This window comes from Dolichospermum compactum NIES-806, from assembly GCF_002368115.1.
Lineage (GTDB): Bacteria > Cyanobacteriota > Cyanobacteriia > Cyanobacteriales > Nostocaceae > Dolichospermum > Dolichospermum compactum.
On record NZ_AP018316.1, the window covers coordinates 684,168 to 709,316 of the forward strand.

General features: G+C 36.9%; 19 protein-coding genes, 1 pseudogene and 1 CRISPR repeat array (1 of these 21 cut by a window edge). Of the genes and pseudogenes, 8 read left to right on the forward strand and 12 right to left on the reverse strand.

The window, feature by feature from the left end; all coding sequences use genetic code 11:
* A CRISPR array of direct repeats spans positions 1-1,344; the repeat unit is 37 nt; unit sequence GTTTCAGTCCCCTTGCGGGGATTATGCAAATTGAAAC; it begins 1,235 nt to the left of the window's first position.
* A 209-nt stretch (positions 1,345-1,553) separates the two neighbouring features.
* The 8 genes from cas2 to cas3 form a co-directional block, all read right to left on the reverse strand.
* Entirely contained in the window at positions 1,554-1,847 is a 294-nt protein-coding gene (cas2, locus tag CA730_RS03180) for a CRISPR-associated endonuclease Cas2 (RefSeq protein ID WP_096663889.1), read from the reverse strand.
* Complete coding sequence (gene cas1d / locus CA730_RS03185) at positions 1,844-2,821, reverse strand: type I-D CRISPR-associated endonuclease Cas1d (RefSeq protein WP_096663892.1); 978 nt, start codon at positions 2,819-2,821, stop codon at positions 1,844-1,846. Before cas1d ends, cas2 begins: the two co-directional genes overlap by 4 nt.
* A 3-nt stretch (positions 2,822-2,824) precedes the next feature.
* The gene (gene cas4, locus CA730_RS03190) at positions 2,825-3,409 is read right to left on the reverse strand and encodes a CRISPR-associated protein Cas4 (RefSeq protein WP_096663895.1); all 585 of its coding nucleotides are present in this window, start codon (positions 3,407-3,409) and stop codon (positions 2,825-2,827) included.
* A gap of 138 nt (positions 3,410-3,547) precedes the next feature.
* Positions 3,548-4,318, reverse strand: coding sequence for a CRISPR-associated endoribonuclease Cas6 (cas6, locus tag CA730_RS03195; RefSeq protein WP_096663898.1), 771 nt, complete (start codon positions 4,316-4,318; stop codon positions 3,548-3,550).
* A gap of 14 nt (positions 4,319-4,332) precedes the next feature.
* Entirely contained in the window at positions 4,333-5,049 is a 717-nt protein-coding gene (gene cas5d / locus CA730_RS03200) for a type I-D CRISPR-associated protein Cas5/Csc1 (protein ID WP_096663901.1), read from the reverse strand.
* Between the two features lie 134 nt (positions 5,050-5,183).
* Positions 5,184-6,173: a type I-D CRISPR-associated protein Cas7/Csc2 gene (cas7d, locus tag CA730_RS03205; RefSeq protein WP_096663904.1), complete on the reverse strand. Its 990-nt coding sequence runs from the start codon at positions 6,171-6,173 to the stop codon at positions 5,184-5,186.
* Positions 6,174-6,185: 12 nt separating this feature from the next.
* Complete coding sequence (cas10d, locus tag CA730_RS03210; RefSeq protein WP_096663907.1) at positions 6,186-9,131, reverse strand: type I-D CRISPR-associated protein Cas10d/Csc3; 2,946 nt, start codon at positions 9,129-9,131, stop codon at positions 6,186-6,188.
* Between the two features lie 86 nt (positions 9,132-9,217).
* Entirely contained in the window at positions 9,218-11,341 is a 2,124-nt protein-coding gene (gene cas3, locus CA730_RS03215) for a type I-D CRISPR-associated helicase Cas3' (RefSeq protein ID WP_096663910.1), read from the reverse strand.
* A 570-nt stretch (positions 11,342-11,911) separates the two neighbouring features.
* Between cas3 and CA730_RS03220 the strand changes: the two genes are divergently transcribed.
* The 3 genes from CA730_RS03220 (at position 11,912) to CA730_RS03230 (ending at position 14,757) form a co-directional block, all read left to right on the forward strand.
* Positions 11,912-12,859, forward strand: coding sequence for a WYL domain-containing transcriptional regulator (locus tag CA730_RS03220; RefSeq protein WP_096663914.1), 948 nt, complete (start codon positions 11,912-11,914; stop codon positions 12,857-12,859).
* A 92-nt stretch (positions 12,860-12,951) separates the two neighbouring features.
* Positions 12,952-13,758 carry an inositol monophosphatase family protein gene (locus CA730_RS03225; protein ID WP_096663917.1) on the forward strand — a complete coding sequence of 269 codons (807 nt, stop codon included), beginning with the start codon at positions 12,952-12,954 and terminating at the stop codon, positions 13,756-13,758.
* A 42-nt stretch (positions 13,759-13,800) separates the two neighbouring features.
* On the forward strand, positions 13,801-14,757 hold the full coding sequence (locus tag CA730_RS03230) for an MDR/zinc-dependent alcohol dehydrogenase-like family protein (RefSeq protein ID WP_096663919.1): 957 nt from the start codon (positions 13,801-13,803) through the stop codon (positions 14,755-14,757).
* 33 nt (positions 14,758-14,790) lie between these two features.
* Here the strand turns inward: CA730_RS03230 and CA730_RS03235 are convergent, their stop codons facing one another.
* Both CA730_RS03235 and cimA read right to left on the reverse strand, forming a co-directional pair.
* Positions 14,791-15,030: a hypothetical protein gene (locus CA730_RS03235; RefSeq protein WP_197705493.1), complete on the reverse strand. Its 240-nt coding sequence runs from the start codon at positions 15,028-15,030 to the stop codon at positions 14,791-14,793.
* Between the two features lie 267 nt (positions 15,031-15,297).
* Positions 15,298-16,983, reverse strand: coding sequence for a citramalate synthase (gene cimA, locus CA730_RS03240; RefSeq protein WP_096663922.1), 1,686 nt, complete (start codon positions 16,981-16,983; stop codon positions 15,298-15,300).
* Positions 16,984-17,736: 753 nt separating this feature from the next.
* Between cimA and CA730_RS03245 the strand changes: the two genes are divergently transcribed.
* The 3 genes and pseudogenes from CA730_RS03245 to CA730_RS03255 all read left to right on the forward strand — a co-directional run.
* Entirely contained in the window at positions 17,737-18,168 is a 432-nt protein-coding gene (locus CA730_RS03245) for a hypothetical protein (protein ID WP_096663925.1), read from the forward strand.
* A 328-nt stretch (positions 18,169-18,496) separates the two neighbouring features.
* Positions 18,497-20,455, forward strand: a complete 1,959-nt coding sequence (gene thiO, locus CA730_RS03250) for a glycine oxidase ThiO (protein WP_096663927.1) — start codon at positions 18,497-18,499, stop codon at positions 20,453-20,455.
* A 284-nt stretch (positions 20,456-20,739) separates the two neighbouring features.
* Positions 20,740-21,018 (forward strand): annotated as a pseudogene (locus CA730_RS03255) (Coq4 family protein); the annotation flags it as partial.
* Here CA730_RS03255 and CA730_RS03260 read toward each other — a convergent pair.
* Entirely contained in the window at positions 21,002-21,364 is a 363-nt protein-coding gene (locus CA730_RS03260; RefSeq protein WP_197705494.1) for a hypothetical protein, read from the reverse strand. The pseudogene CA730_RS03255 and the gene CA730_RS03260 overlap by 17 nt on opposite strands.
* A gap of 168 nt (positions 21,365-21,532) precedes the next feature.
* On the reverse strand, positions 21,533-22,273 hold the full coding sequence (locus CA730_RS03265; RefSeq protein ID WP_231939961.1) for an AAA family ATPase: 741 nt from the start codon (positions 22,271-22,273) through the stop codon (positions 21,533-21,535).
* 301 nt (positions 22,274-22,574) lie between these two features.
* Between CA730_RS03265 and psb34 the strand changes: the two genes are divergently transcribed.
* On the forward strand, positions 22,575-22,754 hold the full coding sequence (gene psb34, locus CA730_RS03270) for a photosystem II assembly protein Psb34 (RefSeq protein ID WP_096663929.1): 180 nt from the start codon (positions 22,575-22,577) through the stop codon (positions 22,752-22,754).
* 217 nt (positions 22,755-22,971) lie between these two features.
* Complete coding sequence (locus CA730_RS03275) at positions 22,972-25,134, forward strand: tetratricopeptide repeat protein (RefSeq protein WP_096663931.1); 2,163 nt, start codon at positions 22,972-22,974, stop codon at positions 25,132-25,134.
* Positions 25,135-25,149: the final 15 nt, after the last annotated feature.

The window sequence follows — 25,149 nt, forward strand, 5'->3', positions numbered from 1 at the left end:
ATTATGTTTCAGTCCCCTTGCGGGGATTATGCAAATTGAAACCTTTCGCTATTTGTCCATTCACAAGACAATGCCGAAGTTTCAGTCCCCTTGCGGGGATTATGCAAATTGAAACAAAAGCGTGAGACACTGCGGCTAATCGGGGCTGTTTCAGTCCCCTTGCGGGGATTATGCAAATTGAAACAGAGTCCGCCAGAGTAGGGAATTCTGTAATTAATGTTTCAGTCCCCTTGCGGGGATTATGCAAATTGAAACTTAGTGAAAAAGTTCCAATCCCTCAGAAGTGTGTTTCAGTCCCCTTGCGGGGATTATGCAAATTGAAACTATACATTCAAAAGCACAAACCAGGGTTCATTGTTATGTTTCAGTCCCCTTGCGGGGATTATGCAAATTGAAACTTAGTGAAAAAATAGAGATTCCTAAAAAAATCTAGTTTCAGTCCCCTTGCGGGGATTATGCAAATTGAAACCTTTTGCTATTTGACCATTACAAATGCAATGCCGAAGTTTCAGTCCCCTTGCGGGGATTATGCAAATTGAAACCTAATGTTCCCTGCTTGACCTGCCTTAGCTGCATGTTTCAGTCCCCTTGCGGGGATTATGCAAATTGAAACAAAGATAGCGTATCAGGGAAAATGCTATTTGAATATTGTTTCAGTCCCCTTGCGGGGATTATGCAAATTGAAACGATTATCCTCCCCGGTAAGTGGGGAGGATTTTGTTAGTTTCAGTCCCCTTGCGGGGATTATGCAAATTGAAACTTGATTTTGTGGTGATTTTGTGGGTAGTGAAAAAGTTTCAGTCCCCTTGCGGGGATTATGCAAATTGAAACTTAAAAAAAGGACTTTCTATCTCAGAGATTCATAAAATGTTTCAGTCCCCTTGCGGGGATTATGCAAATTGAAACTCAAGCTTACCTACGGGAAGTAGTTCTCACAGGAAAGTTTCAGTCCCCTTGCGGGGATTATGCAAATTGAAACACCCAGGACTAGATCAGCCAAGCTAATATCATCTTCCGGTTTCAGTCCCCTTGCGGGGATTATGCAAATTGAAACCCTAGAGTATTGGTAAGCCAATCTGCCGTTTCTAAGTTTCAGTCCCCTTGCGGGGATTATGCAAATTGAAACAATCCTTTGTATTCGGAATGCCACGATGCTATTGTTTCAGTCCCCTTGCGGGGATTATGCAAATTGAAACGACCAGAGACACGATTTACCAAGCAGCCGGACAATTGGTTTCAGTCCCCTTGCGGGGATTATGCAAATTGAAACTAAGGATTAGTAGAACCACTCCCACCGCTCCCGTAGTGTTTCAGTCCCCTTGCGGGGATTATGCAAATTGAAACCCCGACCTCTGAAACCCAGTCTAAAAGCAGACTGTAGGGGGGATTTTGGCGGACCTCTTAAAAAACCTCATTTCAGGCTTTGGGTCAGATGCCAACCGAAACTAATGAAACGCTGAAAGTATTGAATTTTCAAGGTTCTGGCGATTTGGCGGATCCACAGGGTTTTTGACCCCGCTTTGGATTGCCAAAAAATCAAGCTCATGTGTTCATTATATGATGATAGCTTGTTCTTGTCTAGGTACTTCCGAACCATAGGTAATAGTTCTTTTCACACTACCAGAATCTAGTACATAAATCCTAATAGAATCCTGATCAGACTTAATCAGCTTTTCCATTTTAGTTTGTAATTGGGCAAATTGCACCGCATTCAAAAAACACTCAAACACACTGTATTGAGTCCACTTACCATAACCACTCAGCATCTTATGTAAACGGGTGCGGCGTTTATTTGCAGCTTTATTGTCAGGTAAATCGTAAATAATTAGATAAAAAAGTGTAGTCATCGTAAAGACAAAGGTTTGTAAACAACACCTTCTTGTATATGCCGACCGAGTAAACGTGCTTGTAATTCTATCGCCCGTCTGTAGTTGCAACGATAATCAAAAACAGGATGTTTAAATTCATCATTCATTTTTGTATCAAATGCTTGTAGAAATGTTTTTTTAGCATGATCTTTCAAGCGATAAGCACCCAAACTTTCATGAAAATCATCCGGTTTAATTGCCTGTTTATGTAATAACGAAAGTACCAAATTATCAGCAATCAAAGCTCGAAATTCCTCCATCAAATCCAACACCATTGCCGGTTGACCACGATTAACTTCATGTAAATAACCGATATAGGGATCTAAACCTGCAATATGTACAGCAGCCATAACTTGACCTTGTAATAAAGCATAGGCAAAACTCAGTAAAGAATTTACCGGGTCAGTAGGAGGACGGCGATTTCTGCCATTAAAAGTCCATTGTTTACCTACCATACGTTGCCAACAAGCAAAATATTCCCTAGCAGCTAAACCTTCAACTCCCATTACTTCATAAATAGTGTGTTTATCTTTGACTAAACTTTTGCGTTCTTTGAGAGGATTATTCTTTTCATTATGTCGGTACAAAACATTATATTGATTGTGAATTTTAGCCGTGACAATTGCTTTCACTAATTCCAATCTTCGTACAGGATCACGATAAACTTCATACTGTGCTAATCTCAATTGACCATTGCGAGAAGATTTAGGTAAAGCCGAACCCAAATATTTACCAAAACTAGAAAGATAATGCACAGGCATTCCTAATTCTAAAGCATAAGCAAAAGCATCACCGGTAACTTGGGGATTACCCATCAAAATAACTTCATTTACAGTTTGAGCAGCAACTTTCTGTTTTTTCCAAGTACCATCTTCCTGTTTTAAAGCCACTTGAAAAGCTTCATAATCTTTACTTAAAACAGCATCGGGTTGAAGGATATAAAGAGTAGTCATAATTTAGTATTCCTGACGTTGTAATTGTTTAATTTCCAGAGGTAAACAAATGCCTTTGAGACTGCATGATTGACATTTTTTAGAATAATCAATAGGTGCTGGCATTTTGTTTTGACTAGCAACATGAGCTAATGCTATAGCTTGTTCTGTCATCTGCCTTAATTGCGGTGTAAATGCCACAGTTTGTCGTCTCCGATTGGCATGATAAAATATTTCACCATAGGTAATCGTGCGACCAGTGCGTTCTTCCAAACATAAAGCCGCTGCACAAACTTGAAAATGGTCATTCAGATGTTGTGCCATTTTGCCTTTCTTATATTCCACAGGTACAAGTTGACCATTGGATTCTTCCACAGCATCAATAATTCCAGAAACTTTTAATCTGTCTGACCATACCCATTGTTGTTGATGAATTAGGGTTTCTCCTTCTTGAAATGTGCCATCTTCATTAATATTGCGGTGGACATGACGACCTAAGATAATATGTTCATTATCTGCCATTTCACCTAATACATATTCTAGGTAAAATCTGCGTGAACAATATTCCCAAGCATTCAAATAAGCTAAAGGTAAATAATCTTCATTCATTGGTAATTGGTATTTTAGTGTTTGAAAAGTTTTCGGCGAATATAATTCGCTACTACACAAGCAAAGTCCGCCTGCGCGGACTAACACAAAATCAGGGTTTTGTCTGTGTAGCCGCGACTTCCAGTCGCCTGTAATCAATTAGACTTTTGATTTGACCTGTCCCATACCCATAGATGTTTTGCGTCCTACTCCAGAAAAGACGGCAAAGTTAGCTAAAATATTGGCAATTCTGGCTTGTTCATGATCAAGAAAGTGATATTTTACCCAACCAACCGCACCAATTTCTGCTCCTGCTGCCATTTTTAAAGCATGAGTTTTCAGTTCAAAAGCAGAAACTAAACCTTGCCATTCAATTTGAGCAAATTGTAATTCTGGGGGTGCAAATCTGTTCCAACGTCGTAAAAGATTACCAAAAACTAATTCAGGTAAGGGAAAAGGTTGAATATTTTGATGCTGCTTAAAACTGGTGGGAGAAATAAATTCTAAAGTGATATAATTCCCTACTAGAGATGTATTTACTAAGATGTTGTAGTCCGAAAAAATTACTAAAGGATGAGTTCCAGGTAATGAATAAATACTGCGAATTACAAACGGGCATTTTCCTAAATAAATAGATTTGTCTTGGCAAGATTCTACACCTTTTAATAGTGGTGCAATTAAATTACCATCTAAAAGAGAAATCCGAATCAGAAAATCATCACCTAGTTGTGTGCCTTGTTTACGCCGATAACCAATTAATCCTGACAAACTAAAAGGTGATTCTTGGCTATCATGAACTGCGGTTGCTATTTGGGGATTTCCTAAAGTCAACCATTGCAAAAATTGAGCATGAATAGCCCTACCTAATGTAGTAGGAATTGTATTTTCACTAGCAGCACCTAATTGGATTACTAAACTTTGTAAAGTCATATTTTTTAGGCAGATTATTCTGTAATACTTGCCCCATAAGCTACTCCTATAGGTAAACAAGTTTGATCAGGTAATTGATAATAATCACCGGTGAGTTGGGCTTGACTAACTAAACTTGCAGGAGGCATCACAATCCGGTTATAAAGTAATAATTTAGTTGATGTGGATAAATCTAATGGATTTAAAGGATGTTTGGTCATATATTCTCCTGATTTCTGTTTAATATCTGTGATTATACTTGTTTCAACTCGTATTTTAGATGACCATTTACCCAACCGAATCCAATTAGGAATTTTGATAGTTTCAGCAGCGATAATATAGGTTTTGAAGTGGCTACCAATTGCTAATTCTTTAGCACGACCATAGTTAACAGGATAATTTTTTCTTGCCCCTTCACCACCAAATTGTGCGGATTTTCCATAATAGGCAACTTGTGCAGCTTTAAAAGTATTAACTTGATATGACCAAGTAATAGGTAAAGCTGGAAAAACATAAATTTCTGCTTGATTGAGATGTAAAAGGTTTTGTTCTTGGGTAGAATCTAAATAACTGGGTTTTTGGGCATTTGCACCTTTAAGACGATAGACTTTAGGAATATATACGGTTTCAAAAAAGGCAAAACTTAATGCCCAATTGTGTAGATATTTTTCGGTTTCGTAAAGTATACCCATTTCCCGACTAGCAAAGAAAACGTTATCATGTAAGGTTAGGTAACATTGGTAGAGAATCATATTATTTATAAGTTGGAGAAGGGGAAATATTAATGATGAATTGTCAGCTTGGTTAAGTAAATAAGATCCCCGACTTCTTTTATTTATTGTGTCTATAAATAATAAATTAATCACAGAAGTTGGGGATATGGATGTTATTTACCTTTGCCTTTTTTAGCTACAGCGCCATAGGTTTCTGCATAGGTTTTGGTTTGTTGATATAGGGTTGTGAGGGTATTCTGTAATGCGGTCTCATTTTGATAAATAGCTGAAACTTCACCTAATAAATCGGTTAATTGTGAACCTATAATTACTTGGCTTTTCCGAATGGGTTCTTGATTAAGTAAGTTAGTTGTCACGGCTGTTGCTTGGGTGATAATATCGGAAATTGGGGCATGAATATCTGGTTTAAGGGCATCATATAATGCTTGAGTTAAGTGCAAATTACTAAAAATTTCACCGTCACAAATAACAATCCCAATAATATGATTTGACATTGTACCTGTACGTGATTCCTGTGCGCCATAACGACGGGTGCGGAGGAGATTACCCAAAACATATAAAAAGCCTTCAAATGTAGGATCACGGAGGGTTTCTACGGTGGGAAATGTGACTTCTGGGAGTACATGATCTAATTCATTAATTGCACTTCTCATTTCTCCTTTTTCGCTCATTGTTCCCCCTTCAAAGGGAGCATTAAAGGTAAAACTGCGGTGAGATTGTTCGTAGGAACTAAGAGAAAAAGCGGAATCTGAATAAACTTTAGAACGTTCTGAACCACTATCACCAATTGCAAAACCGTAGATAATACAATCAGGGCATTTTTTACAGGAGTTTTCGCCATTGTATTCACAGAATTTATCTTTTTCTGTGACGTTACTACTCGTTAAACCCAGCGAACGTAATAATTCTCTTCCTCCTAATCGTTCAGGTGTGATTTGTTTACGTTTGAACATTACTAACCGACTAATAGGTTCTTTTGCTGTTAAACCCGCTTGAGTTCGTGCTGTATTAAGAACTCCATCAGTTTGAAAAACGGGGAAAGATTGACTATGACGTAACATTAAAAAGTGAACGTATTTCCCCGATGCTAAACGTGGGAAAGAGGTATGAAATTCAGTTTTGATGGTGTTTAAAAAGCTCATGATTTTGATTCCTTATGATTCAGGGTTTTCTGTTTGTTTTTGTTGTAAAGCTAACCAACGATAGGCAAATTCTGCGCCAGATTTAATGCGGTTGCGGTTTTCTTGAAGAAGTGCGCGATCGCCTTTATACAATCCACAAAATAAATCATCAACACAGGTGGTCATAAATTGATGAATTGCCGTCAATTCTTGATTTTTTCGCGTAGAAATATCTACAGATTTATCCATTAATAAAGGACGTTTATAAACTTCCTGTCTTTCTAAAGCATCATGTAATTGTCCTGCACCTTGGAAGATGATATCTTGCCGATCAAGATGTTCGGGAACTGTGAGAATTACTTCTAATGCTTTAGAAATTGGCAAGAGAATTGAATGACTAGATTCACCAATATTCACTTGATAAAATTGGCGGTATTCTGTGACAATGCGCTGAATTAATTTGAGTTTATCTGCCATTTTTTTGTCTCCTTTTACCCAGGTTTGGGCATAATTCCAAATTCGTTTAACATCTTCTGTTCCTGGTTCTTTTTTATTGTTACGAAATCCTTCGTTAGAAATAGCAAAGATATTTAAAACATCTGTGACTAATTCTCTAACTGTGCCATTTAATGCTTGCCATCTAGCATCAGGTTTTTTACTCCGATTATCTAAATGCAAACTATAGGTGATTAAAAGTCGGTTTAAGGCAGTTGATAAATCCTGGATTCTGAGATTTTGCGGATTACCTAATAATTGCCAAAATCCTGCTGCACCATCTAAAATTGCTGATTCAACAAACTCTTGATCACTGGCATAAAGTGGGTCAGGACTAGCAGTAGCTACGACTTTTACACCTAATAAAAGAGGTAAAGCTAAAGTTAAAAAAATCGGTTCTACCCAAGCATCAGTAATTGTTTTTCCTCTTGTAGTGGTGTAAGTCATAGCCATAAATGGTAAATCTTTATTTGAGTAATTGCGTGCAAATCTTCCTGCTTCTGCTTCATCCCTCCAAGGTAAATTTTGCAGTCCGTCGTGGTGCATTCCTGCATCTAACCAATGTTTACGAACTTCCCAAAGATTCATTCTTTTAAATTCTTGAACTAATACTTTAATGGCTTTAGCTACTTGGGGAGAATAAAGATATGCTGGAAAGATATATAAAAATACTGGTTGTTGTTCTTCTAGTTTTCCTGGTGGTGCATTCCAAAATGCTTGACGTAATAGCATTTCTAAAGACCAAATTTTTGATATTCCTCGTTTAATTCTGCCTCCTCCTAAAGCATTTTTATTGCTATATTGTTGAGGTTTAAACAAAACTACAGTATCTAATTGTTCCTCTGCTTGTGATTCACCATTACTCAAAGAACAAATCGGTTGATTAGTAGTTTTTGCTTGGGAATAGGCAGTTAACTCTTTGGCAAATTCTGAAGGTTCTTGAGTTGTGGTAAAAATCTCTAAATATTGGGTCAAATAGTTAATAAATGCCTGATAAGTAGGACTACTATTTTCTTTTAGTAATTGATTATCCTCCGCCCAAATCGCTAAATTATTACTTAAAGTTTGTATGTGTTCTATAATTTGTTGATCATCTAAACTGGCATGATTAGCAATATAATGAGCCGCCACTTGATACCATCCATAATTTACCCCTCCTGATTGAATTTGTGCTTGTTCTGGAGATATATGATTTTGCAATTCTAAAGTTGTTAAAATCCACACTATATAATCTTGGGAATTAGCAAAAAATTCTCTTTGAGATAGAATAATAAATTCTGCTAATCTATCTGCACGAAGATCAGCCCCAGTTAGTAAAAAATTATGTTCCGTTTCAGTTAAATTTAATTTTTCTAACCGTTTAGGTGTAGCAGGTGATTTAGCATTAGCAACTTTAGCTTTGACAACTTCAGGAAGTATTCTAATTAAATCATTAGGGGTAAATAATTCTAAAGTTTGTGGGGCAATTTTTAGACCTTTACCATCACGAACAAAGCCCACATCACCACTTTGAAAATATGCAGCTAATCCTTTTTGATTATTTTCTTCATCTCCATGAATTAAATTTTGCCAAACTGTTTTTTGGATCTCTTTTATATCAGGGGAAACTAAATCAGCAGGTGCTAAATAAATAACACCTTGGGCAAAACAAAGAATTTCTTCCCAACCTAATTGACGGGCAAAATTAACAACTGCATTATGTATTTGATTAGTAATTAAGCCTCGACAATCACGTAAACGATGATAAACTAACTTTTTAGGAATATTTAACCAATATAAATGATCTCGCAAGCGATCGCCTTTTGTACTAGTAACAATTTCTGCGGGATCAGATATATGTACTGCAATGTCTCCAAAAGCCAGTAAATGGCGTAAAATATCTGTCAACCGAAGATCAGATATAGTAAATTGTCGTTGATCATTTTCCCAATTAGAAAGAATAATATTAGTGTCAACACCAAATTGAGTATTTTGGGCTAAAAATGCTATTTCTAATAAGTATTCTGACCATTCACCCCAAAATTTATCAAAGTTTAATTTATTGCCTAAATCTTGACATAAATTGATAATTTCCTCAATTTGATGAGCTTTTGGTGGTGCTTGTTCTTCTCCTTTACCTTTCACATATTTGTTATAATCATGTAGTGTGATTCCTAAACATAACAATTTTTTTTCTACAGGTTGTAATTGTTTCCTCGCTGATAAATGCAAACTCAAATTCCATGCTGTTAATAATCCATTTAAAACGTGAACCAATAAACTTTGATCAGCTTTACTGGCAAAACTTTTAGCATTTTTTTGAGCATATTTATCACCCTGTTTAAGCAAATTTTGGTAATGGATTACTTCCAAACCACCCATAGCAGAAATAAGTGCAAATTCCCTTTCTATTTCTGGTAATACCGTGTCAATAAAAGATTTTAAAATTGAGTCAGTATCTTCTGGTAAAGTTTCAATCAGTAATGCTTGTAATAGTGTAGGCATAAATTCAATAATTCCAGGTTTAAGATACAAAAGTGTAGTAATTTTTATTAGTCCACGCAGGTATAATTCGCTTATGTAGCCGCCATTTAAAAAATGTAAGGTTTACTGCGTTCACAAGGTTTAATTCGCCATTTTATTGCTTCTAGTAACAAAGCATCTTGGTTAAAAGCACAAGCATAAAATTGTCCATCTGCATCTTTTAATCTGTACATTCCAAAAGTGGAACTTAAATAAAGAGTTCGACTAATTTCCCAATGACTATTAGATTGACTCCGATTCACTTGGACTAAAAAAGCCAGTAATTTTTGCTTTTTCAAACAACGACTAACTTCTGTTTGGGGATGTCCAGAAATACTCAATTTATCAATTAGAGAAAGTGTACATTGTTTTAATTCATCACTTGAGCGATCGCATTCTAATTGAATATGAAATCTAGTGTCCGACCATTGTTGAATTTTCAAATAAATATGAATATATTTTTCTGGAAATTCTGTATAGGGATGATTGGCATTTTCGGCAGCTTTTAAAAACTCCTCTCTGTCAATTATTTCTACTTCTGCATAGGTTAATAACTTCAATAAATCATAGGTGTAAAAACGTCCTTGATCCCAAACTGCGGCTTGGACATCAGAACCACCTCTAAACCTTAATAACTCCTGTTGTACAGCTTTACCTGAACCACATTTATCATGACCTAAAGCAAACCAATGTCCACGTTTTTTATCCAGTTGTTCACCGTAAATCAGCCGCAAATCCTCAGATATTTTATTTTGTAATTGTTCTATTACTCCTTCTTTTTTCCGACTCATATTCAGTAACATTCCTTGGGCTTGTAATGCACCCCAATATTTATGATATGCATCAAAATCTTTAGGTGCATTAAACACTTCTTCAATAATTTCTCGGAATTGATGACGATCATATTCTGGATTAGTTAATTCTTTCTCTAATCTAGATTTAATCCAAGGAGTACGACCCGATAAAAGGATAAAAGCCTGATATTCATGAAATCCTGGATGACGACCTAAACGCCCCAACCGCTGAATAAATGTAGCAGAATCACTAGCTTCAAAAATTAATAAATGAATGCGAAAATCTACACCCACATCAACGGCAGAAGTTCCCACAACTAATACTGGTTGGTCAGAATTTTCTGATTCATTCCGAGTTTTAGCCCTCTCTTGTTTATCAATGCGTCCACTAACTTCACGGACTATAATATCAGGCATTAACTTCTGTAATTCTCGGACTGTTCTACTAACTAAAGCCACAGAATTAAGAATAATTACGCCTCTACCTCTACCTTCTTTTTTAAGAAGATTACGGATTGTTTCATATTCTTGAATTAACCAAGTCAGAGAATCACCATCTTTATCTAATTGAATAAATTCTAAGTTGATGGGTTGACAAATTTGCCGATATCCAGGGGTTGGTTGATTTTGATATTCTCCACTAATTGTTTTTAACTTAAAGCCAGCAGTTTGTAATAATTTAATGAATTGTGGTTTAGGAGTTGCAGAAGTAAATAAAACTCGCATGGGACGCTTTTTAGGACGATTATGGCGAATTAATAATAAACTGTTGAGAATTGCTGATTCTTGATGTAATCCAAAAATATGAAATTCATCAGCTATGTATAAATCGGGATGACTTGCAAGAGTTAATGGTAATAATTCACCGTGATTATAAGCAGGATTTTGATAACGAAAATGAGTAACTAAATGAAAAATATCAGGATTTGTCAGAATTATATATTTATGCTTGAGAATAAATAGTAATTCTTTAAATTTGTTACTTTTTTCTGCCTGTGCCACTAATTCTGCTAACTTTGCACCATAGAGACTTTCTACATCATTAATATCCGGCAAATTAAACTTTTGATAATAATCAATAATCTGTCTTTCTTGATCTGTAACTAATTCAATAGTTGGATAAAGTCCTATTACTTGAAAATCAGGATTTAGCAAACTTACCAAATAAGCAGCTAAGGATTTACCATCACCTGTAGCAGATCTATTAAATATAATTTCTACATCACTATTGGTAATAGCGTTATAAGTTTCCGCTTGATGAGAAGATAGAGGACAATGATTACCTTCTCCGAAATTAGGCGCTTGTTGTTTGACTTTGCAGGTTTGCATACATCCCAAAGCACAAGCACCTACCCCTCCATTCAGTTTGGAGTATAATGGCAGTAAAGAAATTTTCACGGTGAAGTAAGTATTTATTTGGATGAGATTAATGTAATACTTCTCGAAAAAGAAATGTTATCAAAAAATGACTATATTTCATTAAAAATCTAGTGAAAGTGGGTAAATTAAACCATCAGGGCGCGGAAACCGCACCCCTACAGGAAATGATGGTTTTAATGCTGATATAAATAACTTCTATGCAGCAATTGGTAAGAAGCCTATGGGAATCAAGCTTATACGCCAATAACGCCTATTAGATGGACTTATATCTACAATTTCAGCCATCAATACACCTTGGGAGTATGAAATCTCAAGCTTTCCATTCCTTGCTTTTTTACGGAAGTAGTCAGCTTTTATCTTTTTCTGTGTGATATGGGGGGGTAAAATCCCATGTGTTAACCTGGGTAACGAATCCCGAATGTCAACGGGACTGAAACTTGATTTAGGCAATATGAATTGCTATCCCCCCCTCAGAAATTTTCTAATCATATAAAAATACAACTTGCATTATATAGGTTTAACTAAGTCTAAGCAAAATCTGACTTAGTTAGTAATACTAGAGATAGTGTATTGCTTCTCTATGTAAAGATGTCATCAAAAAATGATACGCACTCTCATCAACTAGGGTTCGCGCTGGAGATACTGAAGTTACTGGCGGAAAAACCCTTAAAAAAGTCTGAATTAATGATATTATTAGGCGATCGCAATTTTGCAGATGGTGACTTATCACAAAAAATTACCCGCACTATCAGTAAACTGCGAGACTGTGGGTTTGAAATCACATCTGCACCCAATCGTCCTTATGAATTAGTTACATCAGCATTTCCTGTTATCCTATCCAAAGAACAACAAAAAGCATTAGCAATGGCGGCTGAATTATTAGCAAATCTAGGTTTTTCAGCGGAAGCAGGACATATTTATCAAATAGGTAAATTTCATCAACAAAAGAAATCTGCACTCACTACAGACTTTCATCCCCCAATTGATTATGGTGACGAAAACATCAATCAGATCATCAAACAATTACAAGAAAGATGCAAACAAAAACGACGGTTTTTAATTCATTATCGTAACAGAAATGGACAAGAAAATCGCTGGGATTTGGATAAATCTGAACTGAGATTACATAATGGAGTTCTCTATTTATTCGCCTTAATTCCCAACTTTCGTAGCTTTCATATTCAAACTATACCCAATGTAGAACAAAATTTACTTTTAAGAATAGACCGTATTACTAAAGTTGGTGTAGCTTCCCAAACACCTTGGACTTATAGTAAATTTCCCACTCTTGATATTACCTATCGTCTCACAGGAACTTTAGCCAACTACCAACCCCGCAGACCTCATGAAGAAATTATTTCCTCAGAAGAAATTACAGATTATGTTGATATTTTAACTCAAGAAGATTATATATTTTGGTTTCGTCAAAGAATGCTACAATATGGCAATAATGCTATAGTTTTAAAACCTGATTGGGTGGCGGCAGATATTCAAGATACTTTGAAAAAAGCTCATGATAATTACTGTGTTGAATAAATACAGATTTTTGCTTTGTACTGAATTTTTGATGAATCCATCTGTGATAAAATCACTTAATAATTGACAACTAACAACTGAAAACTAATCAAATGAATGATTTTTGGAATACGATTTTAGACTTTGCGGAAACTACTACTACTAGAGTAGGAAAACAATTAATGCAGGATTTTGGCAAAGTCCAAGCTTCACAAAAATCTGATGGTAGCTTAGTCACAAAATCCGATAAATGGGCAGATCAAGAAATTAGAGATGCGATTGTTTCTACCTTTTCCGGTTACGGAATTTTGAGCGAAGAAAGTGACCAAACTTTCCCGAATACAGAATGGTGTTGGGTAATTGATCCTTTGGATGGTACGACCAATTTTACCAGAGGAATTCCGATTTGGTCTATTTCTTTGGGGTTACTTTATCGTGGCACACCCATTTTTGGTTATGTTTACGCACCACCATTAAATCAAGCCTTTCACGGATTTTGGGCAGGTTCATCGGGCTTAACAACGCCAACGGGAGCATTTTTAAATAATCATCCCATTCATACCAGTAAAGATGCTCCCAGCAAAAACCACTTTTTTAACCTTTGTTCTCGCAGTACCGACATTATTCAACCAGGTTTTCCCTGTAAAATTCGGATGTTAGGAGTTGCTAGTTATAACTTTCTTTCAGTCGCCACTGGTGCGGTTTTGGGAGGAATTGAAGCCACACCAAAGGTATGGGATATTGCAGGTGCTTGGGTAATTGTGCAAGCTGCTGGTGGCACATGGGTATCGCTCAATTCTGAGTCTTTTCCATTATCACCGGGAATGGATTATAGCGATCGCTCTTTTCCCACTATGGTTGTGAGTAATTCCGATATAGTCCCGACATTTACACCATTTCTAGAAAATGTAAAATTTTAACAACTAATAATTAAAACTGAACAACTGACAACTGACAAAATTATGAAAGGACTTTGGTTAGAAAACAATCAACTACAATTACGCACCAATATTCCCATTCCTGAACCACCACCAGGAGAGGCTTTGGTAAGGGTTTTGCGGGCAGGAATTTGTAATACTGACCTAGAATTAATTAAAGGTTATTATCCCTATACTGGCATTATCGGTCATGAATTTGTTGGTATTGTCGAACAAGGTCCCCAACAGTTAATTAATCAAAGAGTTGTTGGTGAAATTAACGCCGCTTGTGGTGAGTGTCGTTTTTGTCGTCGTGGACAACCAACACATTGCGAAAATCGCACCGTTTTAGGAATTGTTAACCGTAATGGTGCATTTGCAGAATATTTATCTCTACCTATTGAAAATTTACATCTTGTTCCCGAAAATGTATCTACAGCAGCCGCAACTTTTACCGAACCCATAGCCGCAGCCTTGGAAATTCAACAACAAATCCAAATATGTAAAGATGACCGAGTATTAGTAGTTGGCGATGGTAAACTAGGACAACTAATAGCCCAAACCTTAGCCTTAACTGGTTGTGAATTATTAGTAGTCGGAAGACACAAAGACAAATTAATAAATTTAGCAGCCAAAGGAATTAAAACAGGTTTAGCTGATAGCGTCACCGATAGATATTTTGATATCTCAGTTGATTGTACCGGAAATCCCGAAGGTTTTAATATTGCTCGTCGAGCTTTACGTCCTCGTGGGACATTAATCTTAAAAAGCACCTATGCGGGAAATCTCAGTTTAGATGCTTCTTCCTTAGTAGTAGATGAAATTACCTTAATTGGTTCTCGTTGCGGTCCCTTCGTCCCAGCCTTGGAGTTATTAGCCACAGGAAAGATAGATGTTCAATATTTAATTGATAGTCATTATTCCCTTGTTCAAGGTTTAGAAGCTTTTGAAAAAGCCAAAACTAAGGGCGTTTTAAAAGTGTTATTGGAAATGAGTTCGTAATCATGATTGATAGGATTAAGATATCAACAAATTTTAACGCCATACCTGTATCTGCATAATATCAAAATTATAATCATAAGTCCACACTGCTAACTTCATTTCCTCAGATAAAATAGCAGTTACAGCATCACAGAGAGTAATTGTCTGATCTGGAAAACAATCTGCTTTTGCTGCTACTGCTATATATTGTTCCTGGGAAGGATTAATAAAATAAACTGAACCTATACAATCTTGAGCAAATCTAATTACCTGTTCAGTTCCGAGACGGTACAAAAGGAGGTTATATGTTTCCAGATAAACAGGAAATGGCACTAAGATTGTAGTGCATTTGCTAATGTATCTGGTAATGTAATATTTAGGGCTTGCATAGGCTGTTATTGCAAATTATATCTATATTATATTATTGTTAGCAGCAAATAGTTATCTTTTAATTAAAGATCTCTACCAAAATTTATAGCGGTATGCACTCTTTGTGAGATATATTCAGAAAATCACACAGGCGGGGTTTCCCCGCCCTCGATTGTATTGCTATATCAACCCCTAAACCTTCAACGCCTTTTCAGCTTGGAAATGCAGCAATAATCCATATTCCAAACCTTCAACCACAGCTTGATAAGAAGCCTCCAAAATATTACTAGAAACTCCCACAGTAGTCCATCGTTGTTGACCATTACCCGATTCTACTAAAGCCCGAGTTTTCGCAGATGTTCCCGTATTTCCGTTGAGAATTCTCACCTTATAATCAGTCAATTCAAAATCAGCAATTTGGGGATAAAAATTCACCAAAGCTTTCCGCAAAGCCGCATCTAAAGCCGCTACTGGTCCATTACCTTCTGCGGCTTCCAGAATATTTTTACCATTAACAGCCACTTTCACAGTCGCTAAAGAATTAGTAGTTTCCTTCACCTCCACCAAATCACAATGGACCTGAAAACCTTGAACTTCAAAAAACTGTTGACGACAGGATAAAGCCTCATACATCAAAAGAATAAAACTAGCCTCTGCAGCTTCAAATTGATAGCCTTCACTCTCCAATTCCTTCATGCGTTGGAGAATTTGTCTAGCTTGGGGATGATCCTTATCTAATTCAATCCCACAGGTTTTAGCTTTCGCTAAGACATTACTTAAACCAGACTGTTCAGAAATGACAATACGGCGTTGATTTCCTACCAATTCTGGTTGAATATGTTCATAGGTTAAAGGATTACGTTCCACCGCAGAGACATGAATCCCACCTTTATGAGCAAAAGCTGAAAGTCCAACAAAAGGTGCGTGTTCGTCAGGTGCGAGATTAACAACCTCGCTCACAAACCGACTAGCTTCTGTAAGTTGATTTAGCTGGTGTTCACCGATACAACTATAACCCAATTTTAGTTGTAAATTGGGAATCACAGAACACAGATTGGCATTACCGCAACGTTCCCCATAACCGTTAATTGTTCCTTGTACCATCTTAGCTCCAGCCATAACTGCTGCTAAGGCATTAGCAACCGCCATTTCTGAATCATTATGAGTGTGAATGCCAATTTGAGGAATAATATCCTGACAACTGACCCCTTCGGGGTTCGTCAGTCGCTCATAGGGGAAACCCCCAAGACCGCGCTGACTCACAACTGACAACTGACAACTGACCACTGACACAATTTGCGAAACTTCATGAGGTAAAGTCCCCCCATTGGTATCACATAAAACTAACCATTCTGCACCTGCTGTGACTGCTGCTGTGAGCGTCTGGAGAGCATAATCAGGATTGTGCTTATAACCATCAAACCAGTGTTCAGCATCGTAAATTACCCGTCGTCCTTGAGAACGCAGATACTGGATGGTGTCACCAATCATGGCTAGATTTTCCTCTAGGCTGGTCTTGAGTCCGGCTGTAACGTGCAAATCCCAGGATTTACCGAAAATTGTCACCCAGCGCGTTCCTGCTGCCAAAATCGCTTGCAGCATGGGTTCATCTCCGGCTTTGGTATGAGGACGACGGGTGGAACAAAAGGGGACAACTTCTGCTTGTTTGAGGGGATTTTCTTGAAGTTGCCAGAAAAATTGGACATCTTTGGGATTTGCTCCCGGCCAACCACCTTCAATGAAAGGAATACCTAATTCATCAAGTTTGTGAGCAATGCGTAACTTATCTTCTATGGACACTGACAGTCCTTCACGTTGAGTCCCGTCGCGGAGAGTAGTGTCATAGAGCCAAAGTTGATTTGAGGGAGTTTTGGTCATAAAAATTTGGTGAACCTTTCGTTCAACACTTACACCTAAGAGACAACTTTGCGGCGATGTGCCAACATACTACAACACGCTATTTCGGTAATTTGAATATGCCGATAAAAAAATGCTAATAATGGCTAACATTTTTTCCTGTTTCTCTCTGAAAGTGTTGGCAGTAACAATTCATAAGCTAACACGGTCTACCTGACCACTATATGTATCGTAGAAGCTGCGAAAACTTCTATAGGGTAAGGATTTAATGACCATTGTTAATAACTCAATTCTAGTACAGCACTGCGTAAATAAACCAACCATTCTCAATCGCCAAAAAGCTTGCTCAATATTACCTTTGACTTTTGACTTTTGACTTTTGACTTCCGCTTTGCGGTACTAGGCTGTTTTAATGCAAAAGACAACCCAGGGGAATACTACCTAAAATCCTGTTAAATCTGAGTAGGGGGGATTGGCACTTGTGGTACTTATGCAGTTAAGGTAGAAGGTGAGTAGCCGCAGTAAATTGGCGTAAGTGAACACAGCGTTCCCTGCTTGCCAATTTTCCTGCAAGTTGCTTGGGTTTAGCTTGTCACTTGATTTGGGATTGACGATTTTGGATTTGGGATTGACTCCACCCTCAAGGACGGATATTATACCAAATTTTTGTAATCTAAAATCTAAAATCTAAAATCTAAAATTCCTTTTATGGGTTTTGGGATCAAGGTTATCAATTAGTTTGGACACCAGAAGGTTTACAAGGAGAGAAACAAGATGGGTAGATGGACACCCTTGATTTTAATGGCTGGCGGCGTAGCAATTTTGCTAGGTACGTTACTGGGAATTAATTTTCCTATGGGCGGACAACAAACTGCTAATGTTCCTCAAGGACGGAAAGCATCTAGTGTTCTCCCGGCTAATATTAATGTTAATAGTGCTGCCAATGGGAAGGATTCAGAAAATATTAGTGGTAATGAGTCAGAAACTTCTAGCAGAAGTAATTCTGCCAGTGAAAGCCGCCGTACTAGTGTAGCTCAAGGTAATTTTTCTACGGAGACTACTAACAATTCTTCTAATACTACTCAAGAAACGAGTGGTAGTAATGACAGTTCCAGTTCTACCAATGAAACTTCCACTACAGAGAGTAACTCAAGTGCTAGTGGTAATGAAGGTCAGAAGAAAGAACCAATTCGGGCTTTGTGGTAATTAGGGAAAAATTAAGTCAAAGGTCAAAGGTCAAAATTAAAGAACTAATGACCAATGACCGAAAAATTTTAGATTTTGGATTTTAGATTTTGGATTGGGAATTTTCGGTACAAGCCCCGCCCCTTCAGGGCGGAATTAATCAAAAATACTCGCTGCGCTGCGTACGCAACGCTTTCGCCAATCTAAAATCCTCAAGCTCCACACTTGTTTGTTGGAGTCAATCCAAAATCTGTTGACCAATTTTCGCCCTCCTTGTGAGCCATTTATGAGTTATTAGTTATTTACTGATGACTAATGATTGGCGCAGTCCCTGCGCCCCTACGGACTAATGACTAATGATGTTTTAATTATTGGTGGTGGTATTATCGGGTTGGCTTGCGGTGTTGAACTGCGATTACGCGGTGCAAATGTAACTGTACTTTGCCGTGACTTTACTGCCGCAGCCAGCCATGCCGCAGCGGGAATGTTAGCTCCTGATGCGGAAAATATTCCTAATGAGGCGATGTTGGCTTTATGTAGGCGATCGCGTAATTTATATTTAGACTGGACACAAAAATTAGTACAATTAACTACCGAAAAAGATTTAAATAATACAGGTTATTGGTCTTGCGGTATCCTCGCACCAGTTTATCAACAAGCAGAAGACACAGGAGACAAAACCGCTTACTGGTTAGATAAAGATGCTATTAACCAATATCAACCAGGTTTGGGAACAGATGTGGTTGGTGGCTGGTGGTATCCTGAAGACGGGCAAGTTGATAACCGGGCGTTAATTAAAGTTCTGCGGACTGCGGCTGACTCTTTGGGTGTTGTCTTCCAAGATGGAATTACAGTAGAAGCGATTCCTCAACAACAGGGAAAAGTTATTGGTGTACAAACTAATACTGGTTTATTCCGCGCTGACCATTATCTTGTCGCTGCTGGTGCTTGGGCAAATCAATTTTTACCTTTACCAGTGCGTCCCCGGAAAGGACAAATGCTGAGTTTGCGAGTCCCAGATTTTCTGACTGAATTACCTTTAACTAGGGTGTTATTTGGTGAAAATATTTACATTGTTCCTCGACGCGATCGCTCTATCATTATTGGTGCAACTAGCGAAGATGTTGGTTTTGCGGCTGATAATACTCCAGGGGGAATTCAAAGTTTATTACAATCAGCCATTCGCCTATATCCGCAATTAGAGAATTATCCTATTCAAGAACTGTGGTGGGGATTTCGTCCCGCTACCCCCGATGAATTACCTATTTTGGGTCATAGTCATTGTGATAATTTAACTTTTGCTACTGGTCATTATCGCAATGGGATTTTACTTGCACCAATTACAGCCACATTAATTGCTGATTTGATTTGCAAACAAAAAGCAGATCCTCTGTTAGCTAATTTTCATTATTCTCGCTTTTCTGCTGTGTCATCTACTACTACACCAATGTTAATTCACGCGACTCCTGCCACTAACGGAAACCGTCACCCAGAAATATCAGATTTAATTGTTCCCGATTCACCATTAATTATTGCGGGAAAAAGCTTTAAATCTCGGTTAATGACGGGAACAGGTAAATATCGTAATATCCAAGAAATGCAGCAAAGTGTCACTGCAAGCGGTTGTCAAATTGTCACGGTGGCTGTGCGACGGGTACAAACCAACGCCCCAGGACATGAAGGTTTAGCCGAAGCCTTGGATTGGAGTAAAATCTGGATGTTACCCAATACTGCCGGCTGTCAAACTGCGGAGGAAGCCATTCGGGTGGCCCGGTTGGGACGAGAAATGGCTAAGTTGTTAGGACAGGAAGATAATAATTTTGTCAAATTGGAAGTGATACCTGATGCTAAGTATTTACTACCTGATCCCATTGGCACTTTGCAAGCTGCGGAACAGTTGGTAAGAGAAGGTTTTGCTGTATTGCCTTATATTAATGCTGATCCTATGTTAGCCAAGCGGTTAGAGGAAGTGGGTTGTGCCACAGTCATGCCTTTAGCTGCCCCGATTGGTTCGGGACAAGGGCTAAAAACTACCGCCAATATTCAGATTATTATTGAAAATGCCCATATTCCGGTAGTGGTAGATGCCGGCATTGGTGCGCCCTCTGAGGCTGCTGAGGCGATGGAATTGGGGGCGGATGCGTTATTAATTAATAGTGCGATCGCCCTAGCTGAAAATGCCCCAGCAATGGCTTATGCGATGAATTTGGCAACTGTAGCCGGTCGCATGGCTTACTTAGCCGGCAGAATGCCCATGAAAAATTACGCTAGTGCTAGTTCACCTTTGACGGGAACAATTACTGGGTAGTTAATATTTGGGAGTTAGTCTCTGAAATTTACTGTTATTGCAAGAATTTTTTAAATAATTCTCTGCCAGCCATAGTAGCGAAGTAATTATTTGTTATACTACGACTAATAAATATAACATAGGATATTTCCTTGCTTATTTGTATTTGTTGTACAAGGCAATATCGAAACTTTATAATCTATGGCTGATAATAGTAAAACCCAACTTGGTTATTTTATAAATTCTTCACTTTGGCAAGATGCTATTAATCTATTAAATTTCCAAATAAACCAGAAACAGACTTCTTTGATTTTGAAGATGCACTTGACCAAACAGAAATAGCACATTTAACTGTAGACGAACTGAAAAAAGATCCTGAAATCAACTCTTTATTTACAGAAAGATGGCTACCTAAACCCATAAATTTAGATGAATTAAGCAAACTTCCCGAAGGAAATTTAGGTTATATTTATGCTAAAGAAATGAAAGCTAGAGGCTTCGATCCTCATTTCTATAAAAAAGTGCCTGTTGTTGATGATATTTCTTATATGAAAATGCTGTGGAGAACTACCCATGATATTTATCAGGAGTTGGATTTCTATTTAAGACAATGCGTGCATAAATTTTGAATTCTTTTATTTCAGTCATTAGGTTAGTTAGAGATGAATCTATTTGTCCTATTGCTTTTTTTAAATCATGTCCTTTTAACTCTACAAAAAACGCTGATTTATCTTCACAGGACAAGATTAGGTAATCACATCTTTCAGATTCTTTAATTAAGCACCCATCAACCTTAATCTTACAAATTTCTTTACCGTTATTATTGGTGACTCTATACTCTTGTTTATTCCCATAATCTTTGACAACTATGGTTTTTCTTGAATCACAAAATTCCTGACATTCACTTTCTCGAAAAAAATCGTTACACATAGTTATTCATCCAGATTGAACAAGTCATTAAATTTGTCATTAATTATACTGGATGCACTATCTATTTTTTCCGCTTGAATTAATTTTAGTTCTTCATCAATAATTGATTCATAGCCATTTTCTGAGATAAAGTAAGCTGAAATGCGATCAGGATCAATCCAACTTTTACTATATTTTTTTTAATAGTCTTGATAAATCATCACCTAGATTTAAAGCGATATCTTTATTTTGAATGAGAGTATTTAAGTCATCAGTAAAGTAAGTTTTTAATAGATTAATTCTCTCTACAAAAGATTTGGTAAAATAGTCTAATGTATCTGGATTTTTAATTTCTTGAAGTTGATCTGTTAATGTAGACATCAAACTTCTCCCAGCAGGAATAAATACAGATGAGTGCTTTTCCTCAAATATTTGATCAATACGTGATTTAAAATTTTTAAACTGTAATCTTTTATCTGATTCTATTTCTCGTAATTCTTCTAATGATTTAAATTTATTTTGTTGTTCTTGAAAAATTATTTTGTAATTTAAAATTTCTGTAATTAGCAGATTTAATTCTTGTTCAAGTGTTGAACTAATTTTGATTTCCAGATTATATGTTTCCGAACTAGAAACTGTTATATATTTTTTATTTGAATATTGATATTTTACACTAGATCCTTCATGATCCAGTTGAATTTCAAAATATGTGAGAATTTTTCTGATTATGTAATTTAATGATAATAGATTCTCAAAAGCATTAATATATATATAATTAAGAATTTCATCTTTCAGAGACTTAAATAGGACAATAGATTTACTAATTGTACTTTTACCACTTGCTTGGGGTCCAATTAACAGCATTATATCCGTAACATCAGCCTCAAATTTTTTCACTGATCCAAAATTTTCTATAGAAATTCTTTGCATAATTTTGGTTTACTGTTGATTGAGATTCAGAAATATAAGATAACTATTGACAGTGTAACAAAAATTTTATGCTAAATAATCATGTAACTGAACTTTGCACTCAATTAGGAATGAATTCTATTCCTGAATTAGCAGTTAGGTAAAATAGAATAGCACAAAATTAAGCATGAGTTGTCTATTTTGTCAAGAGATAAATCAAAATACCAGAAATGTAGATTCATGTAATTATTTTTTTATTTTTATGAGAGTGCTGTAAAATTTATTTAACATTAAGTAAAGAAAGATAATAAGGAATCACTTCATGCCTTACACAAACGAAGAGGGTGGTCTTCTCAATAACTTTGCTAAAGAACCCAAGCTTTATCAAGCTGAACCACCAACAAACTCTCAAAAGCGTAATTATATTATCTTAGGAATTGCAGCACTGCTTTTAATTGGAGGGGTAATTTTTGTCGCTTTCACTGTCTCTAATGTTAGCTAATTGGAAAACTGCCCTTTAAATATTAGCCTTTCCTGATTTCAGGTTCTTATTTTGATCAAGAGCCTGATTTTTTGCTAGAATAGGTAAACAGAAGTATAATGATAGTCTTTTTTTGATATTCTAGCCCGTAAAACTTGATTCATCCTGAAAAAGAAAGCATCTCCGTGAAAATCCAAATTATGAGATGTGACATTAATATTTAATTTATTCAGTCGGGATGTATACAGAAACAAGGGCTAAAACCCAACTAAATACAAGCGTGAATGAAACCGTACACACAGAAAACATTGGTTTGAATCGGCAAGTATATCAACGCCTAAAACTTGCTCTGAGTCTGGGTTTACGTAGACAAATTTTATTTGCTATATGTGATGATTTACATTTAAGAAACCGGATAGCAGCACGCCTGCACTCAACCCTTGCTTATCCAGTGGGCAAGGTTTTATATCAACGAGCCAATGTGGGAGACTTTAGTACACCAGCCTATCCCAGATTGGTGACAATACGCTTAAATTTAAGTGATCCTAATCCCATCGCCCAAATTAACCAATGGTTAGCTAATTATCCACCTCCACTGGTTGGAGGTTCAACAGAGAATCCTGGTCGTCCTTTACCAATTCCAGGATTTCAGATTGTGGGGGTGGAAATGCTGACTAAAGAACCAGTCGCAGTCCAACGTTTGTTTTTGAATTATCTCCGTTTAAGTGAAAAACATTTATCTGGTGATGAATCTAGTCGTTTTTTAGAATCTAGTTTGTTATTTTGGGTTTCTCGTCCTTGGTTGTCGGCAATTCAGCAATCAGCGCCCAAATTTTGGCACTGTCGCACGGGTGTATTTGTATTTGAGGGAGAACCGACACCAACTATAGATAATAGGGGTTATTCGGAGGCTGTGGCTGACTCCCGTAGTTTAGAACGAGAAAATTTAGATTATTTAATTGTGAATGAGGAAAAAATTTCTCCAGATATCAAAGCCACAAATAATCCTGATTTACCTTTAACGACAACTACAGATTTAATCACAGAAATACCAGAACAATCTCCTGTTCCCTGTCCTCAAATTACCAAGAATCAGGGCGAATTTGCCTTATCTCATATTAATCAGGAGTTGCAAGGATTAATTAAGGCAACAATAAATGCTGATGATAGTGATCAAATTCAACAAATACTTGGGGAAATTGGACAGCTACATATTCAAAAGGCTAAGGGAGAAGAGTTAGGGATAGCTTATCAGAATCTTGGGAATTTCTACCGATTGCAGATTGAGCAAGGACAAGCAACGGCGGAAAATTTAATGATAGCAATTCTAGCCTATCAGGAGGCTGTTAGTTATGATGAAAGTTCTCCACAACTTCCAGATGTTTTGAATGATTTGGGGACTCTTTACTGGATGTTGCACCGTATCCCTGATAATTCTGAAGAAGCAAAGATTTATATTCAGCAAGGGATAGATTTTTATAAGTTAGCGGTCAAGTTAATTGCTGGTGATACGCAGCCGGAAAGTTATGCTCGTATTCAAAATAACCTGGGAACTGCCTATGGTGATTTGGCTAAGTTTGCTGACGCGGTGGAAAACTGGAATTTGGCGGTTGCGGCTTATGATGAGGCGTTGCGTTACCGACAGGAGGATATAGAACCTTTAAAATATGCTGCTTGTCAGAATAATTTAGGTACGGCTTACTGGCATCTAGGACAGTATAATCAGCCTGTGGAACATTTGACAAGGGCGATCGCTGCTTATAAATTAGCAGTTGTTCACTATCAACCGACAGATGAACCCCTAAAATATGGCATGATTCAAAATAATATTGGTACGGCTTATTGGAATCTTTCCCAGTATGAACAACCAGTAGAAAATCTCCAGTTAGCAATTCAGGTTTATAATGAAGCACTAAAATATCGGACATCTGCTGATGTTCCCCAAGCCTATGCTGCTACTCAAAATAATCTGGGTATTGCTTACTGGCATCTAGCAAATCAGCCGCAAACAACAAAGGAAGATCAACAAAAACTCATAAAATTATGTATTAATGCCTATGAAGAAACTGTGAATATAGCTCACTCATTTAGTAATCTGCCTTTAAATTTTGATTTATATGTGACACACAATAATTTAGGATTAGCTCATCATGATTTAGTGACAAATTTATCTTTTAATGGTGACAAAAAAACACTGTCTCAACATTTAGAAGCTGCTTTAGAAAATCATTTACACGCGCTCAGTGGATTTGATACAAAAACAGAAAACTATCAAACAACAATCGGTTATATTGTTAACACAATTCGGACTTTTCACAATGAGTTAGGAATTCAAGGACAAAATTTAGCTTTGTCTAAACTTCCAGGACAATTGCTACCAGATGTTTTGCGGAAGTTGTAAATTGGTAATTGGTGT